This window comes from Paenibacillus sp. FSL R10-2734, assembly GCF_037963865.1.
In the GTDB taxonomy this organism is placed as follows: domain Bacteria; phylum Bacillota; class Bacilli; order Paenibacillales; family Paenibacillaceae; genus Paenibacillus_AQ.
Genome location: NZ_CP150170.1, coordinates 4,372,132 through 4,391,172, shown reverse-complemented (window position 1 = coordinate 4,391,172; position 19,041 = coordinate 4,372,132). Strand labels below are relative to the sequence as shown.

Sequence of the window (19,041 nt, the reverse complement as noted above, 5' to 3'; positions counted from 1 at the left end):
AGTTTGGAAGTGACACGATCTGTTGAGGAATCGGACTTAAACCCTGCGGCTTTGAAACCTAGATCTAATAGGATAAAAGAGAGGAGATAGAGGAATGGATAAAGATCTGATAATCGGGGATGTTTTGCAGGAGTTGGCTGGTACACGTCGTATGCTGGAGAAGCTGCCACAAGAGCATATGACATGGAAACCACATGAAAAGTCCATGACTCTTGGCGGGCTGTCCACACACCTCGTCAATCTGCTAAACTGGCAATCAGCAATTCTTCTTCACTCGGAGTTTGATTTGGCTTCTGTGCCATATCGACGAGATGCACTGGAGAGTCCCGCAGCGGTTCTGCAAGAGTTCGACATGAGTGCCCGCAAGATTGAACAATTAATTTCTGAAAGCAATGTGGAGACGCTTCGTGCGGAGTGGACATTGCGTAATGGTGAAGAGGTTATCCATCGTCAGTCACGGGCAGTCGCGCTTCGTACCATCGGATTAAATCACATGATTCACCATCGGGCACAGCTTGGAGTATACTTTCGGCTTCTAAACATACCGGTGCCTGGCCTTTATGGCCCCTCGGCAGATGAATTAACGATTTAAGGATCCGAAGTTGAAAAAAACAATTAGTCATGATAACATGAATACAAATTAATGATCGGAGTTGAAAAGTATAGTGTAGTAATTATTCTTGCGACCCATGATAAATAAAACAATAGAACGGTTTATTTCGTTTGTTTTATTTTTTGTATGCAAGAAAGTTACTACTTCTTTTCACTCGAACAATATATCCTTATCTAACTCCATTTGGGGCTAGATTTGCTGTATTTATTTGAGTCACAAGAAGGTAACTTTCTTGTGGCTTTTATTTTTTTCATACAGGAGGATAACTATATGTCATTAATAAATGTTACAAATCTAACCTTTGCCTATGAAGGCAGTTACGATAACATCTTTGAGAATGTAAACTTTCAAATCGATACCGATTGGAAATTAGGATTTACCGGTAGAAACGGTAGAGGGAAGACCACATTTCTGAGCTTATTGCTTGGAAAATATGAATATAGCGGAAATATTTCTGCTCATGTCAGCTTTGAATATTTCCCTTTCCAGGTGGATAACAAAGAGCTTAATACCATTGATGTGATCAGCGAGATTTTTCCGGATTACATTCATTGGAAATTAATGCGTGAGCTTTCATTGTTAAAGGTTTCTGAAGATGTGTTATATCGGCCCTTTGATTCATTGTCTAACGGAGAGCAGACGAAAGTGCTGTTAGCTACACTATTCATTAAGGAAAATAGTTTCCTGTTGATCGATGAGCCCACGAATCATTTGGATATGACAGCAAGAAAGCTGGTCAGTGATTATCTCAATACGAAAAGTGGATATATTCTGGTATCGCACGACAGATCCTTTCTTGATAATTGTGTAGACCATATTTTGTCCATCAATAAAACCAATATAGAGATTCAAAAAGGTAATTTTTCCAGCTGGTGGGAGAATAAAACAAGACAAGATAACTTTGAGCTAGCAGAGGATGAGAAACTTAGAAGAGACATTAAACGCTTATCTGCTTCTTCTAAACGGACAGGCAGCTGGTCTCACGAAGTGGAAAAAACAAAAAACGGAACAAGAAACTCCGGATCTAAAGTAGATAAGGGCTATATTGGCCACAAAGCTGCAAAAATGATGAAACGTTCTAAAGCCATTGAGCAAAGACAAAATTCTGCCATCAACGAAAAGTCAAAGCTTCTTAAAAATATCGAAAATTCTGAGAATCTAGAGATTACGCAGCTGAATTATCATAAGCAACATCTAGTGGAATTGGATAATATATCGATCTTTTATGGCGAGAAAAGGGTTTGTTCAGATTTAAGTTTTTCAATTGAGCAGGGAGAGCGAATTGCGCTTTCGGGTAAGAACGGCTCTGGAAAATCGAGTATCATAAAACTGATCTGTGGTGAGGATATAGATTATAAAGGCACTCTCACAAAGGATAGCCAGCTTATCATTTCCTACGTATCGCAAGATACTTCAGATTTACAGGGCAATTTATCAGACTACGCTAGAGATAATGAGATTGATGAAAGTCTGTTTAAATCTATTTTAAGAAAACTTGATTTTTCTAGAGTCCAATTTGAGAAAGATATATCTAGGTATAGCGGCGGCCAAAAGAAGAAAGTGCTAATTGCCAAAAGTCTAAGCGAGAAAGCTCATTTGTATGTGTGGGATGAACCGCTTAATTTTATTGATGTTATTTCACGCATGCAAATTGAAGAACTGTTGCTTGAATACACGCCAACGCTTGTTTTCGTAGAGCATGATCGGGAATTTTGCAACAATGTTGCTACGAAGATCGTTGAACTTTAATGTTAATAGGAAATGCACGAGAGGTCGACAGATTAATCTGTCGGCTTTTTTTATTAAATTTCGAGACTGCGGAGAATTGTGAAACGAATTCAAGGGATAAGCATATATTCAACTGGTGGCCCTGGGGAGCACACCTCTTTGATATGTATGCGAAAAACCGAATACAATGTGCCGCCGGAACGAAACGAGCCAGCGCCGTTATTCGCCCCAAATCACCCGGGAATGGGCTTGATATTAGGGAATAAGTGCAATACGGTCCGTCCCTAATATATGTGCTCATTTCATCGAAATAAAGGCCATACGGTCCTTAAGCGGAACCTCACTACGAAGGTGTATATGGATACGAGTATGGAATTACGGATGTACTCAGCTTATAACTCTATCTTCAAGGATGCCGTCAGGCGATTTTTTTACTTTCGCTGTGTATTTTAAAGCGCAAATTAATATTCACCCATAAAAGTTATGGATTACCTCCGTGCAATCCTAACCGGTGTCGAGTACTATGAAACTAAAGCATAATATTGCATAGAAACAGATGTAATTTCTTGTGGATCAGGAGGGAGACCAGATGCTTAGTGTACTTATAGTGGATGATGAATATGAGATTCGTGAAGGTTTACGGAATCGCTTTCATTGGGAGGATTACAATATTACAGAGGTTCTTGTCGCGGATGACGGTGATGTGGCCTTGCACACGGCACTTGAGTCCAGGCCCGCTCTGATTATTACAGATATCAAGATGAACCGCATGTCTGGTCTGGAATTCCTTAGCGCATTAAATACCGAAGAGGACTATAAGCCTGAGAAGATTATTGTAAGTGGTTATGATGATTTTGAACTGGTCAAGCAGGCGATGAAAATAGGGGTATGCGATTATATTTTGAAACCAATCAATCTGGATGAACTAGGTAAAATGGTCGATAAATCGATAGAGAACATTAATAAAAAGAAGATGGATCAACGCAACCGGCAGATGCTGAAGAATCAGGCGGTCTTCGCTATTTCCAAGATGCGTGAGGAATTGCTGAAGGAAATGATCGAGCAGATCTATGACCCCAATCTTGAAATGCGCAGATATCACCGTCTTCAAACATTGGAGCTTGAATGGATGTTGAAGGAGCCCATGATGTTAATTGTCGTTGAGGCAGATAATCTAAAGGCGATAGAGAATAAGAATCCGCAAGAAAAGGAACTGATTCTATTCGGGATCGGTAATGTGTTACATCAGACGCTTGAAGAAGAATATGCTCATCCGTCAGCCCTCTATAAGGATCGTTTTAACCGCTGGATTATCGTGTTAGGAAGCCTTTCGCAAGAGCAGACGGATATCGCGCAGGTTATGGCACAGCTGTTCATTCAAAGAATCAATGATTTCGTTAAAATTACAGCTAGTGCTGGGATGCTGACTAAACCGGGCAATACGAGAAATCTGCACCATTTGTACACTGAAGCATTGAGTGTAATGGAACAGAAAGCGGTATATGGCGGCAACAGAATATTCACTGAGCAAGGACTGTTTTACGACGGTGAGAGTGATAATTTGTCGCTTCAAAACCCAGAAGAAATGCTCGATTTAGTCCGATATGGTTCGGATGAAGAGATATCCAGAGCGATGGATCGTTTTATCGAGATGATACAATCTTGGCAGCTGACACAACTGAGGGATATCCAGCAGAAAATTTTTGAATGGCTGTTCGAAGTATTCCGGCGAGGCGCGGAGGGAACGGTTCTTAAAAGTTGGAAAAATAATCCGATTGCTGTGTGGGAGCTATTGGAGCAGTATGATACCCTGCAGGCACTACTTGAACAAACCGAGGTGTTTCTGCATGAGATTGCTGCCGACTTCCGTAAGCTTTCGCATACTCCAAGCCAAATCGTTAGTGAAGCTGAGAAGATCCTGCACCGTGATTATGCTGAAAGTCTAACACTGCAAATTGTAGCTTCAGCTGTTCATGTAACTCCGGTATGGCTTAGTAAGCTATTTAAGAAAGAGCTGCATATGACCTTTCTCGAATATTTAACTGAGATCCGCATTAAAAAGGCCAAAGAAATGCTGTATGATGTGCAGTTTAAAATCTATCAAATATCCTATCAGGTCGGCTACAAAGACCCGGTTCATTTCTCAAAGCTATTCAAGAAACAGGTAGGCTGTACCCCTAAGGATTTCAGAAGACAGCTTGGTATTGCTGAAGAATAAAGAATTCCAGGCTGCTCAGATTCGGAAGAACCTGGTAGCCTGGATATTTGCAAATATTTATTTTGCTGTGAATCCTACAGTTACAATCCCGGCCTTACTAACAGGAATAGGTTGTGTCTGAACCTCAGAGGTTTTTTCTTCCATAATATTACTGTTGTATAGTGCGAATTTTTCTCTGGTATAAATACTTAGATTAGAAGGAGTGCATCCGAGATTGTACCAGCGTGCCATCAGATCGCCATTATCTTCATTGATTTTCAAGTTGGAAAAAGCAATTTCGTTGCCATCCCATACCAGAAAACTGTGTACAGGGGGAAGTTTTCCTTCATGAATACCGGTCTGAGAAGTGGTGACCGGAATAGCAAAACGATAGGCTTCACGGTAGGCAGTAAAACGGTTGTCACCACCGCGATGTGGGATAAGACTCCACTCTGCTTCATTTTCGCCAAGACACTGAGCATCAGGGGTATGGAAGACACCCCAGTCACCAAGTTCCCCTATGGAACGAAGAAGTGTTAAGGCAATGGTACCTTCATCATCCTGCAACACCTCGTACTCATTCAAGCCTTTACCGGCTGCGGTCAAACCGCGACCATCGGCATGTACATCCACGAACGACTGCATATGCTGACAGTTGCTTAGGTTCTCCCATTCAGGTGCAGGTACAGTCTGACGCTCAGCGACTTCAAAGACAGAATCTGCATAATGGACCCCCGTCTTAACGCCAGAGGGCAGCAAAACACGGAGGCGGTGATCCTTGGCTGTGTTGTCGATACGAGTATGCACTTGCAAGGAACGGCCTTCGCGATCAAGACTGATACGGGTCACAATATTCAGAGGGACAAGCTGCTGTGACCGGACCGACTTCCGCTGCCGGAACTCTACCATAGTTTCTACTTCTTGCTGTAACTGTTCATCGGCTGAGGCCGGAACAGCTAGCGTGTGTCTGATTTCGAAAGCAGCACGGTAAGGGGCATTCTCCGTTAGGCGAATCTCAGCAGGTACACCACGCGTAGTTAAGGCTACATCACCTTCGGGTTGTTTGAAGATATATTCATTACCGATGTCACCGACATCCTCATATACACCAAGACCGCTGTACAGCACATCGTTGGTTTTGTCGAACATAGAAAAGCTTCCATCTTGTGCCACAATGACTCGAAGATATTCATTCTCCATGGTGAAGTCATCGGTGATCAGTGTGTCAGTTGAGATCTTCGATATCCCTGAGTCCTTTGTGGGAATCCAAGCAAAAGTTTCCAGTCCTAGGGCAGGAAGCAATTTCGCCTCAAAAGTCAGTCGTAATGCACGCGCCATATAAGGCTGTCTAAATTTATCGTTTGGCAGCTCGTAACCAAAGCGTACTCCTAGATCTTCAGCAGTGCAGTCTATTCGGTCTCCTTGGGAATTGACCAGGTAGCCCTCGCCATGTGTTCTGTCAGAGACTTGTTTAAACACGGAACCTGGGTCTTCATTTTGATTGAAGAAACGGTGAGACCACTCTATATCCAAAGTCACTACGCTGCTGCTAGTATAACCGCTAGTATTATAAACCACGAACGGAGTGGTATGTTCTCCAAATGATGCGAAGATAGAGGTATCGACCTTATCACTGATGAATCTGGCACTGCCAGCGACGAGGGCTGAGCCAACCTCCATGCTTTTTGCAAAGCGAGTCTTCATCTCATGGTAGACTTCATCTACGCTGCAGCCGCAAATGCTGTCATGCGGATGGTTCTGCATAAGCGTCTTCCAGGCATATTGCAGCAGACCGTGCGGATAAGGTTTGCCTAATCCGTGTGCGAGTGCGGCTAGTGGCTCAGCGATTTTTTCCAGCAATGTCTGGTTCTGTTGATTGAGCTGCTTGATGTATACCCTCGCTGAAGCTGTATTCACTAGAGAGTACCAGCCATCTGTATGTTGCCCACGCAGCTCCCCAGTAGTTAGGGTTAGATCATCGGGAAGCTCATCTTTAACGGCTTTTACATAATCATCATAGTTAGAATGAATGAACTCACAGTCTGGATATAATTCGCGCGCAACACGTAATGCTTCAGAAAGATCGGTTTGGATGGGCTGGTGATCACAACCATTCATGAGCAGTAAATGCCTGGTAGAAGCGTATTGTCTTGCACGTGTAAGGCGATGGTCCCAGTAACTTTTGGCTGTGTCAGGATCAACAGGAATTTCCATGCCGTTGTTGTACCAATTCGCAAAGAGAATACCAAGCACTTTGGAGCCGTCAGGAGATTGCCAGATTAGCTCGGAGTAAGGTGATTCTTGATCTGAAGCATCTTCCACGCGATTGTTGAAACCAGTGGCTTTTACACCTCTGCCGAAGACTGCTGTACTGATTCCAGCTTGCTGAAGAATTTGCGCAGCTTGGCCCATATTACCGAAGGAATCTGGGAAATAGCCGATCTTAGAGATGGGTCCGAAAGTCCTTGCATCACGATGGCCGATTTGCAGGTTTCGAACATTAGCTTCACCGCTTGTTAAGAATTCATCTTGAAGAATGTACCATGGTCCGAGGGAGAGCTTGCCTTCATCACACAATCTCTTGATGACTTCACGCTTCTCAGGATAAACCTGCAAATAATCTTCGACTACTATGGTTTGTCCATCTAGATAGAAGCTCTTAAAATCTGGATCGGATTCAAACGTGTCGATCAAGGAATCTATTGTTTCGATAAGCTTAACGTGATGGGCTTCATAGGGCATATACCATTCCCTATCCCAGTGAGTGTGAGAGATGACATGTACAACGGTTTTGTTAGCTTCAGTCAATACGATTCCTCTTTTCCATAAGATGATGAATGCTACAGCCTAATTATATTAAATGCATTTTTTGCCACAATGAGTGGATCGCAAATTATTGCGGTGATTATTGTCGACATGCAAGGAATGGAGGGATGTTATGAATCGTTTCACTCTGCGTTTGGGCGCATCGTTAAGGAACCGTATCATATTGGTATTTTTGATGATCATTATTGTGCCGTTTCTCATCTTTGCTTACTTTGCGCATATCAAATCTATTGAGGGCATCACGAACACGAACACAAAGATTTCACTGAGCTACCTCCAGCAAGCAGCTAAAAATTTTGAGATATATCTTAATACACTTAATGATCAGGTCAATACTCTTATCGGCAATAAACGTGTGCAAGATCTACTGATTGACCCACCCGCGAATCCTATTGAAGAAGAGGATTTCACTGTAAATCTACTTACCGTGCTCTATCAGGCCACTACACAAATCGATGCTTTCCGAGTGCGAGTATATCCTATGAATCCTTCGCTTTATCCTTCTTATATGAATACACTAGGAGAAGCAGCAAATATTACGTCAGAGGAATGGTTTATGCGTTCACAAGAGACTGTTGGTCCAATGTGGGAGTTATTCATGCCACAGCAAGGCAAATATGGTCGCCCTTTGCTAGGGTATATTAAGCGTTTCTCAGGACTCTATGACAGGAAGCCCCGAGGCATGGTTGTTACAGAAGTTTCAGAGGATCATTTGAAGCGCTACTTCTCGCCCACCGAGCAATTGAAAAATCAGAAGCTACTTCTCATGAATCGTGATGGAACCATTTATTATGACTCCTCTTCCAATGAATGGGCGGGCAGCCGATTCCCTTCGAATTCTTTCGTTTCTCATCTTCAAAAAAACCCGGAGGGCTCACAAACGATCAAGATAGATGGGCACAAGTATCTTACTACTTATGTCAGCTTGGACAGTGAGCCTTGGGCGATTGTCAGTCTGACGTTATTGAAGGAACTTACCGGTACGAGTGATGAAATGACTCGTCTGCTAATCGTCTTCCTGTTTATTTATCTCGTCTGCTGTTTTGCTGTCGTTTTTTACATTACGGTGTATTTCACCCAACCTATCGCACGTCTAGTAAGGCTTATGCGGAGAATGGAGGAGGGGGATTTCCAGACACAAGCGTTGACTTCGCCAAGAACAGATGAAGTAGGCTGGTTGTATCGAGGAGTCGGCAGCCTTGTCCAGCGGATTGACGTATTGATCCAGGAGGCTTGGCGTTCCGAGCGAAAGAAGAAGGCTCTAGAGTTTCAGGTGCTCAGCCACCAAATCAATCCACATTTTCTCTATAATACGCTTGAATCTATTCGGTGGAAGGCAGAAAACCACGGGCGCAGCGATATTAGTGAAATGGTATCTGCGCTGGGGAATCTACTTCGGCTGAGCCTGAATCAAGGGAAGGAAATTACTACGCTGCGGAGGGAGATAGAGCAAGTTAAAGCTTATGTGCTGATCGAACAGGCCCGAATGGGCAAAACGATTCGTATTCTATACTCCATAGATGAAGATTTGCTAGACTTCCCATTCCTTCGCCTGCTCCTACAGCCTCTAGTAGAAAATGCGATCCAACATAGTGTACGGAGTGACTTCGAGAAGGGGAAGATCATTGTGTCCGCTAGGCGTGAAGAGGAAGATATGATTATCGAAATTGCAGATAATGGTAAAGGTATTCCGCAGAGTATCATTGACGAGCTGGATTATGAAGATCCTGAGGAGGAAATGTATACCACAACTCGGCGAGGTGTGGGGCTAAGAAATGTGAATGACCGTCTGAAGCTGTATTTTGGGTCTGACTATAAGCTCCAGATTCAGATAGGAGCCCAAGGGGGAACCTGTATTTTATTGCGTCATCCTATGAAGGTGGACGAAGAATTGTCCAAGACAGATGAGACCCGTTAGTGGACTGACCCAATCAAAAGTTTTATTAAGTAGCGATTCTCGCATCTAAGAGAATCGCTACTTTTATTTTTACACAGGTAAATAGATATCTCGTGGATCAGGATAATAATGAATCAACAAAGTGCAAGATTGACTCATAGTAAGTGCACATCCACTCTTTTACAATTAATTTATCCAAACAGCGAAAGGGAAATCGATATGAAACTAAACGGAGTGTTCAAGGAACTGTACAAAAATCGCACCTTACTGCTCATGTTCTTACCCGTTGGGGTACTGTTCTTGCTCTTTAACTATCTACCGCTGGCTGGTCTTGTAATCGCCTTCAAGAATTTTGATTTCTCTAAAGGGATTTTTGGAAGTGATTGGATGGACCCATTGTTCAGCAACTTTGACTATGTATTCTCCTCCCCGGTGGCTTTTCGGGCCATCCGCAATACGATCCTATTAAATGCTCTCTTTATAGCAATAGGCCTCGTTTTTGAAGTTGGATTTGCTCTACTCTTGAATGAGATGCGCAATAAGTATTTCAAACGAATTACGCAATCCTTGACCTTTTTACCGTTCTTTATCTCATGGATTGTCGTAGGAGTATTCGCTTATAATCTGATGAACTATGAGAATGGAGCAATAAATCGCTTCCTGGAGTACCTGAATTTTCAGCCGGTTGACTTCTATAGTCGGGCCGAGCTGTGGCCGGCGATCCTAACCATTGCTGCCCGCTGGAAAATCACTGGCTATGGCACAATTATCTATCTAGCCGCGTTAACCTCTATTGACAGTTACTATTATGAAGCTGCTTCCATAGATGGAGCATCTAGATGGCAGCAGATCAGGTACATCAGCATTCCTATGCTGCGGCCAACGATCATTATCCTGACGCTACTAGCAGTAGGAAGAATTATGAATGCAGATTTTGGGATGTTCTACGCCATGGTTGGTGACGCTTCGCTACTCTTTCCGACCACAGATGTTATCGATACCTTTGTCTATCGGAGCTTGCGTAAATCTGGCGATATTGGGATGGCTTCCGCTGCGGGCTTCCTACAGTCCTTTGTTGCCTTCTTCCTAGTACTTGGGAGTAACTATGCGGCACGCAAAATCGACAAAGACTCAGCGATATTCTAAAAGCCATGTTCATCTAACTTTAAGGAGGTCATCCCACACGATGTCAGCAAGAAAATTCTCTTTCAGCCAGTTTCTAATCGCTCTGATCATCGGCCTATTCAGTCTGGCCTGCCTGTTCCCGTTCCTCATGGTGATCTCAGGCTCGCTTAGCACAGAAAAAGATATCATGCAGTACGGATATTCTATTTGGCCGAAGACGATAACGTTTGATTCTTATCGTATTTTGCTTCTTGGCTCCAATCGAATCTTTGAGGCGTATGGAGTCAGCACGTTCGTCACTGTTGTCGGAACCGTCTTATCGCTCTTCTTAACGAGCATGGGCGCTTATGTAATGGCAAGACGTTCTTTTAAATATAGGAATATTCTTTCTATCTTTGTCATCATCACGATGCTCTTCAGTGGGGGATTGGTTCCCTGGTATATCGTTATCGTCAGATATCTGCATTTGAAAGATACGATATGGGCGCTTATTCTTCCATCGCTGGGGAATGCCTTCAATATGTTTCTTATTCGAAACTTTATGCTCTCTATTCCAGAGGATTTACATGAATCGGCCAAAATGGACGGTGCAGGTGAATTCAGAATCTATTCTAGGCTGATCATGCCACTGGCTCTACCGGTTCTAGCGACTGTTGGACTGTTCGTAGCTCTCGGGTATTGGAACGACTGGTTCCTCGGGTTAATGTTCGTTGATAAGCAAGAGCTTCAACCACTGCAACTACTTCTGCGCACATTGATTTCTAATGTCGATTTCTTGAAGAACTCTGGAAATGCAGCAGCAATGCAACGGATTTCAGCTCAGATTCCTTCCGAGTCTATCAAAATGGCGCTAACGGTTATTACAATCGGACCTATCATCTTCTTGTATCCATTCCTGCAGCGTTATTTCGTTAAAGGTCTTATGGTTGGAGCAGTTAAAGGTTAACTATGTCGACTTATGTCGTATAGTATAAATTAAAGGTAAAAGGGGAGATTAGGATGCGCAAACGCATGGGTAGATTTCAGATCGTCCTGATAGCAATGCTATTGCTGGGATTGGTTATGTCCGCTTGTAGCTCTAGTGGCGGAAATACTTCGTCCAATGAAGGCGATCAAAGTAAGGACAACACGGGTTCTAACACTGAAACTGCGAAAGGTGAAGATGAGGTTACACTCAAATTCTATTTTGGCGGGGATAAAAAAGCAGCAACAGATGAGGTTTGGTCTAAGATCAGCGATTACGTGAAATCAAAAGGCCTAAACGTTAAGTTCTCCGTGAATTTCATTCCGTTTGGGGACTTCAAGGAAAAAATGCTTGTGATGGCCGCATCCGGGGATAACTGGGATATGAACTTTGATGGAGACTGGCTCTCCTATAAGCAAATGGCTGCTAAAGGTTCTTACATGGCTTTGAATGACCTGCTTCCAAAGTATGCACCTAATCTCGAGAAGAAATATGTAGAACAAGGTACGTTAGGAGCTGCAACTGTTAACGGAGAAATCGTAGGACTTCCATGGACAATGAAAATGAATGAACGCAAATTTGCAGGTTGGCGTTCCGATCTGGCCGTGAAAGCAGGCATTAACATTGAGCCAGATTCCATTAAAACGATTGAAGATGTCGATAATCTGCTTCGTGAGCTGAAAAAAGCTTATCCGAACGAGAAGCTTTCCCGTACTACACCATTATCTTTGTATTACATCCGCGATGAATGGGTAGATCTCAACTTCCATGGTTTAGGCTTCTATCTGAATGATCCGAAAATTACAATTCAATCGGTTGAACAACAGCCATTCTTCCTTGAAGCTTCTCTTTTGGCGAAGAAATGGTATGATGACAAACTGATCAACAGAGATGCCATGATTGATAAAGAAGGCGCGGAAGATCAGTGGAGAAATGGTAAATTGCTCTTTACTGTAACTTCACATGAATGGGCTTATGCTGATCCAGGCTTCTCTGATGCTACCTATAAACAAGGGATGTCACTCATGTATCCAGACAAAAAGTATGTCAACCGTACTGCACTTGCTAACGTTGTAGCCATCAATGTAAACTCCAAGAATCCTGACCGGGTACTACGTTTCCTCGATATGGTGGAGACCGACCAAACGCTGTATGATCTGCTGCAATACGGTATCGAAGGCAAAACCTATGTCCTGAATGGTGAGGCTGCGGATTATCCGGAAGGCATGCAGTCGTCTACGAGTAATTATATGGAGTGGGGTGGACAATGGGCATTCTGGAAACCTCAATACATGCGTCCAACAACAACTTATGCTAAAGATTTCTGGGTGAAGGAAGCCGATTTTGCTAATCAGTCTTACAATGTGAATTCGCCGATTGACGGATTATTTATTGCCGAAGATGCTATGAAGAACGAACTTGCTAAACGCGATCAAGCCACCGATGAGATTAGTAGACCGATTGAATTCGGTATGGTGAAGGATGTTAACAAAGCTGTAGCCGATTATGTGGAGACTCAAAAGAAAAACGGACTTGATAAAATTATTACTGAAACTCAGAACCAAATAGACGCTTATCTTGCTGCCAAAAAATAAGAGTTACGGCAAAGGGGGAGCCGCCTTAAATGGCCGGCTTCCTCTTTTTCGAAAAAATGGACAAATAATAATCCTTGGAGGTGCGTTACTTGCGTACACATCAATCCTGGTCAAAGCTCAAGATACAGCTATCACGAATATTAGCGGTTCTGCTCTTTGTGTCCTGTGTTCAATTTCCGCTAAGCACAGCGAAGGCCGCAACAGAAACCGCGCATGTCAGCTTTGGAGGATTACCCACAGAGGATGGGATTACTCCTAGAGCTGGGGATTCGCCAGCTGGACTTAAGACCGGAACAGTTTCCGGTGCTACCTATTGGGAGACAGGTAAGGATTTGGGGACTAGTTACATTTATCTAGATGTGGATGATGCGTTCTTGTATAACAGTGATGATTATGATGTAGATGTGACTATTGATTATTATGATGAAGGTAATGGAAAGTTCTTGCTGCAGTACGATGCGCAGTCCGCATCTTTTAAGGATGGAGAAGTGTTTCAATATGGCGACTCTAAGACTTGGAAAAGCAAGACGTTCACCTTAAAAGATGTCCGGTTCGCGAATGGCACCAACGGTACGGATATGCGGCTTAGTGTCGAAGGTGGAGGGATTGATGCAGCTGCTAACAGAGATTTAAAGGTTGCTTCTATCACGGTTACAAAGAAGTTGAAAGCGGATTCACGGAATAGTGTTAGTATCAAGCTGGGGAATCAAGTTATATCAGACGGAATTACCGCATTACCAGGTGATGGACCTGCATCGGGTTTACAAACGGGAAATTTGGATGGTAAGGACTATTGGCAGACCAACCAGACTGTGAGTGTTAGTGATCCTGGACAGAATATTCTCTATTTCTATTTCAATGTTGGAGATGACTATTTATTTCAGAACAAAACACAGGATGTATTCGTAACTGTAGAATATTATGATCGCGGTAACGGAAGTATGGTATTACAGTATGATGCGGAATCAGCAGCATTCAAAGATGCGGCACTACACACTTACAAGAATACGAATAGTTGGAAAAGCTATACGTTCAAATTAAGCGATGCTTACTTTGCTAATGGCACTAATGGTGGGGACTTTCGAATTGGCGTAAGCGGGGCAGGGGCTCCAACCAATAATCCTGAGCTCTATCTCAGTTCGGTGACAGTCAATAAATCGCTGAGATCGACTGTGGAAGCTCTGACTAAAGTATATTCAACGAACTACACAACGCAGGATGTCGTTATTGCCGACAGTAATGTGAAAGATTTTGGCGCAATAGGTGACGGCATAAAGGATGATACGCAGGCTTTTCAAGATGCGCTGAACGCAGCGGGCAATCGTGGAGGTGGCGTTGTATTTGCTCCGGAAGGACATTACAGGATTAACGTCAGCTTGATTGTTCCGACGGGAGTTACACTTCGCGGGGACTGGATAAACCCTGATGATGTAAACAAAGAAGTGAAAGGAACCATTCTTGACGCTTACGGTGGTAAGGATGATGAGGAAGCACCTAGCTTCATCCAACTCTCTCCTTCCAGTGGAGTAACTAATCTATCCGTATGGTACCCGGAACAGTCGGCGACATCGCCATCTGCATATCCATGGACGTTTGAGCAGCTTTCGGGTGATAGCGCTACCATTCAAAATGTGACGCTAGTTAACTCTTATAATGGTATCAAAATCGGACCGATCTGGAATGAGCTCCATTATATTAAGAATGTATACGGCACCGTCTTGAATACAGGGATATTCCTCGATTTCACGACAGATATCGGACGTATAGAGCATCTTCGTCTAGCTCCTGATTACTGGTCAGGCTCAGGGCTGGCTGGATCTCCTCAGAAGAGTGTACTAACAGAGTATCTTGTTGCTCATGCCGAGGGGGTTGTTATGGGTCGCTCGGATTGGGAATACATGTCAGATGTTTACTTGTCCGGCTTCAAGACAGGTCTACGTATGACGACTCGAACAGGCAGCCTTGAAACTGCAAACGCGCAGCTCTACAAAATCAATATTGAGAACAGTGAGACAGCACTCAAAATTGAAGGTGTAAATGATTATGGCTTGCTGATCTCCGACAGCAGCTTCAAGGCGGATGCAGGAGAGAAACCAGTAGCCATTCACGCTACCCCCGGCTTTCGCTCCATCGTCCAATTCAATAAAGTAACTGTAGGTGGTAATCCCCACCAAGCGGTACTTAATGAAGGAACAGGTGTACTTTCTTTCGAAAACAGTAGCTTTGAGAATTGGGATGATCAATCTGGTGGATATGCGATTACAGCAAAGGCCGGTTCACTTATCCTTGGTCAATCCACTTTTGCCAAACCGACAAATCATATTTTGCTGCAAGGAACTGTGGCAGAAGTGAATGCAATTAATTCCGGATATCAAGGCGAGCTGCAGGTGCAGGATAATAGCGATGCTGCTGGGCTGAATATTCACTGGGACGAGAAATACAATCTGGAGACGTTGCCTGAGGTAGCTTCTCTCGATCTGACTCAGCAACCAAAACCTACTACTGATGAACTGTACAATATAACAGATCAGCCTTATGGAGCAGATAAAAGTGGACAAAGTGACGTTTCGTCGATTCTACAGCAGGCTTTAAATGATGCAAAGCTAGCTGGAGGAGGGACAGTATACTTACCCGCGGGTATCTACCGTGTGAATTCAGCAATCACCATTCCAACTGGAGTCGAGCTACGTGGATCTTGGGATGTGCCTCATCACACAATTGGTGGTGGAACAGTCCTATTCACCAATTACGGTGAGAATGATCCGGAAGGTACACCACTGGTCACATTGGAAGCTTCCTCCGGGGTTAGAGGCTTGTCAGTATATTATGACCAGCAGGATTGGAACACCGTGAAGCCCTATTCTTGGACGATTCAAGGGAAAGGTCATGGCGTGTACGCCATCAATACAACCTTAATCAATTCCTATCAAGGCATCGACTTTGGCAGCTATGACACCAGCGGACATTATATTGATTATGTTGCAGGTTCTCCTTTAAAAGAAGGGATATACATCGGCGGCGGAGCAGAGGGTGGCTTGGTTCGCAATGTCCAATTTAACCCGCATTATTATGGAAGAAATAATTACCCGAATCATCCGGCAAATGATGCTGACTTCGAGAAAGTCTGGAACTACCAGAAGGATAATCTGGATGCTTTTCGTGTAGGACATGTGAAGCAGGAGACCATCTTTAACACATTTGTGTATGGCTCCATGTATGGCATCCATTTCGAGGAGCAGAATGGTTCTGGTCCTGAAGCCATTGTAATTGGTCACGGAACGGACGGAAGTAAGAAAGGGGCGGTGATAGACAGTGCAGGCCCTGCTGGGCTGTCTCTAATTAATACCGAGCTCGTATCCATGAGCACCTCCGATAAAGTTTATGTTGTGGTCGGCGAAGGCTTCGCTTCTAAGGTAACGTTATTCAACACATCTATGTGGGGAGATACAACCCGATCGATCGATGTTCATGCTGGAAAAGTGCGGATTCAGCAAGCTAACTTTACAACTGTTGGAGAGCGGGGCATTAATGCTCTAGGTGGTGATACTGCGCTGTATAATTCCTACTTCCAGCAGCCACGTACCACACATGTTTATGCAGGACCTGATATTGATAAATTGGTCATTACGAACAATATCTTTAAAGGCGGCATGCAGTTTGTGAACGAAGCAGTAAATAAAGTGTTTGGCACCAATCTGGTTCCGGTTGCACTGGGCCTAAAGAAAACTTCGTTTAATGCTGACGAACCGGAAAAAGCAAACAGTGTACTTACTGTGACAAATGTGACAGGTGAACAGGCACTGAGTGGACGTATTGAGTTGCTGCAGCCTGCCATTTATGCCGGCAAGTTCAAACCTGTCCGCTTCCAAGGAATTACCCTAGGGCAGTCTTTGGAAATTGCTCTACCTTTCTTGTCAAGTGACACGCTGAAATACCGTGTTACGTTGGATGATGGATATACTTACACAACCTCGGTCCGATTGGCGCAGTCATTTGCCGAGCAGTATGGAGCAGAATCGTCGGTTACTCCGACTATTGAATTGTCGGGTATCGACCAATATTCCAGTGTAGGTGGGCAATGGAAAGGCACCGGCGATCTCAGCGCTCAAGCCAATGTAAAATGGGATGCTCAGAATTTGTACACCACCATTGTAGTTCAGGATGATGTGCATGCACAGACCTGGAATGGCGGCGATATTTGGCAAGGGGATAGCCTACAGCTTGGTATAGATCTGTCCAAGAAGGACGGCACATCCAGCAAAAATGTGAGTGAACTAGGCTTTGCTCTGAACAACCAAGGTAATGTCAGCAAATGGAGATGGAGAGCACCAGAGGGAGCACAAACAGGAGCTCTTAATAACGTTCAGGCGGTAATCACTCGTGACGAAACCAGTCAGCAGACGACTTATAAGCTGACGCTTCCATTTACTGAACTGCACAAATCCGGTTATACATTCTCGCCCTCTGATGTAATTGGTTTTACAGTATTGATTAATGAAAATGATGGAGCAGGGCGTTCAGGGTTTATGGAATATAATCAGGGCATTGGCTCCAGTAAGGATGCTACGTTATATGGTGAGCTGATTCTGCTGAATCGTGATTATTCAGAGTTACTTACACAATCCGCTACAGCGCAGGTTGCTCAAGCTGAGCTTCATAAGGATGCTACACGGCAAGATGCAGCGGCTAATTTTGTAAGCCTGCTCCCTGAAGGAACCTTGAAGTCGGATTTGACTGCTAGACTGGCGGCTATTGTAGCGCCGGGTAAGCCAGATCCCGAGAATCCAACACCAACACCAACGCCAACGCCAACACCAACTCCAGGGCCGGATATGCCAGCTCCTGTTCCATCCGCTACTCCTAAATCTAGCAGTAGCGTAACTATCTCACCTCGCGAAGACGGTATTGTGGAAGTAAAGACCGTCCCCATACTCGATACTCTATCGCAGACAGCGAAGTCCGCGGTATCAGCGGATGAGCTTGCTAAAGCTTTCGCTCAAGCACAACCAGACAAGAACGGAGTAAAACGGGTGTCCATTCAGGTAGCACCAGTTAATGGTGCTGCAGGGTATGGTATTGAACTACCTTCATCATTCGTTGCAACGGGTTCTGCAGAGCAAACCCTTGAGCTTGTATTGCCAACAGGTACACTTAGTCTACCCGGGAACCTGCTGGCAGCTATCGGTAAAGAGCTCGATTCAACGGTTACATTCTATCTACGGTGTTGGTATTTTACAAATTCTTCAGGATATGAAGACGAAGGCTGTATCCGGTTCGAAATCTAGCGACGGTGCCGTTATCTTCAAGGTGCAGGGTATAGGTCAATATGCAGTTTCATTGAATGCGCGAGCCTTCGCGGATTTAGATAGTGTACCGTGGGCAATGGATGCCATTGAACAGTTGGCAGCTAAAGGGATCATTAAAGGTGTTTTTGCTACAGCCTTTAATCCGCTAGCACCTATAAAACGGGCAGACTTTGTGAAGTTTCTTGTGGACACGTTGGGTTTAAACGCCCCAGAAGCAGCATCGTTCAGTGATGTGGAACAAAGTGCTTACTATGCCGAAGCACTTGAAACTGCTAAAGCACTGGGTATTGCAACAGGTGTAGGTACTGACAGATTTCTGCCAGATGCAATCATTAGCCGAGAAGATGCGGCAGTCTTCATTGTCCGTGCCTTGAAGCTCAAACAGGTAGAGCTTACAGGTGGGGAAATCAAACTGAGTAATTTCAAAGATGAGAGTCAAATCTCCGATTATGCTCGTATCAGCATGAACACGCTGGTAGAAGCGGGATTATTAAAGGGCAGTGGCAACAATCTGAATCCAGAAGGCATGCTGACACGTGCCGAGACCGCAGTCTTACTGTATCGGATTCTTAACTTGTTGTGATGTTCTTCCAGTCTACAGTTTAGGAAGTTGATTTAGTATAAGGGTTTCTGATAAATAAAAAGGCGTCCCGAGCTGTCGTTAAATGGCAGTCTGGGACGTCTTTTTTCTCTATTCTTTTCTACTACCAGTAAGAGGATAGAAATGGGGTGGAAAGTTTAATAACGTCCCGTTTGGATGTGTCGATGATTGGATTAAAATAAAAGCGAT

Annotated in this window: 10 protein-coding genes; 9 read left to right on the top strand and 1 reads right to left on the bottom strand. The window is 44.0% G+C overall.

Annotated features, from left to right (window positions below; translation table 11 throughout):
• The first annotated feature begins 94 nt into the window (after nt 1–94).
• From NSS67_RS18985 to NSS67_RS18975, 3 genes are all read left to right on the top strand, one after another.
• Nucleotides 95–592: a DinB family protein gene (locus NSS67_RS18985; RefSeq protein WP_339315145.1), complete on the top strand. Its 498-nt coding sequence runs from the start codon at nt 95–97 to the stop codon at nt 590–592.
• A 291-nt stretch (nt 593–883) separates the two neighbouring features.
• Nucleotides 884–2,362, top strand: a complete 1,479-nt coding sequence (locus NSS67_RS18980; protein ID WP_339315144.1) for an Lsa family ABC-F type ribosomal protection protein — start codon at nt 884–886, stop codon at nt 2,360–2,362.
• A 568-nt stretch (nt 2,363–2,930) separates the two neighbouring features.
• Nucleotides 2,931–4,559, top strand: a complete 1,629-nt coding sequence (locus tag NSS67_RS18975; protein ID WP_339315143.1) for a response regulator — start codon at nt 2,931–2,933, stop codon at nt 4,557–4,559.
• Nucleotides 4,560–4,616: 57 nt separating this feature from the next.
• Here the strand turns inward: NSS67_RS18975 and NSS67_RS18970 are convergent, their stop codons facing one another.
• Nucleotides 4,617–7,346: an alpha-mannosidase gene (locus NSS67_RS18970; protein ID WP_339315142.1), complete on the bottom strand. Its 2,730-nt coding sequence runs from the start codon at nt 7,344–7,346 to the stop codon at nt 4,617–4,619.
• 130 nt (nt 7,347–7,476) lie between these two features.
• Here NSS67_RS18970 and NSS67_RS18965 point away from each other — a divergent pair, with 130 nt between their 5' ends.
• The 6 genes from NSS67_RS18965 (at nt 7,477) to NSS67_RS18940 (ending at nt 18,834) form a co-directional block, all read left to right on the top strand.
• Nucleotides 7,477–9,282: a sensor histidine kinase gene (locus tag NSS67_RS18965; protein WP_339315141.1), complete on the top strand. Its 1,806-nt coding sequence runs from the start codon at nt 7,477–7,479 to the stop codon at nt 9,280–9,282.
• Between the two features lie 198 nt (nt 9,283–9,480).
• Nucleotides 9,481–10,407, top strand: a complete 927-nt coding sequence (locus NSS67_RS18960; RefSeq protein ID WP_339315140.1) for an ABC transporter permease subunit — start codon at nt 9,481–9,483, stop codon at nt 10,405–10,407.
• A gap of 40 nt (nt 10,408–10,447) precedes the next feature.
• The gene (locus NSS67_RS18955) at nt 10,448–11,332 is read left to right on the top strand and encodes a carbohydrate ABC transporter permease (protein WP_339315139.1); all 885 of its coding nucleotides are present in this window, start codon (nt 10,448–10,450) and stop codon (nt 11,330–11,332) included.
• Between the two features lie 53 nt (nt 11,333–11,385).
• Nucleotides 11,386–12,945: an extracellular solute-binding protein gene (locus tag NSS67_RS18950; RefSeq protein WP_339315138.1), complete on the top strand. Its 1,560-nt coding sequence runs from the start codon at nt 11,386–11,388 to the stop codon at nt 12,943–12,945.
• An 89-nt stretch (nt 12,946–13,034) separates the two neighbouring features.
• On the top strand, nt 13,035–18,230 hold the full coding sequence (locus NSS67_RS18945; RefSeq protein WP_339315137.1) for a glycosyl hydrolase family 28-related protein: 5,196 nt from the start codon (nt 13,035–13,037) through the stop codon (nt 18,228–18,230).
• On the top strand, nt 18,196–18,834 hold the full coding sequence (locus NSS67_RS18940) for an S-layer homology domain-containing protein (RefSeq protein ID WP_339315136.1): 639 nt from the start codon (nt 18,196–18,198) through the stop codon (nt 18,832–18,834). Before NSS67_RS18945 ends, NSS67_RS18940 begins: the two co-directional genes overlap by 35 nt.
• Nucleotides 18,835–19,041 lie beyond the last annotated feature (207 nt).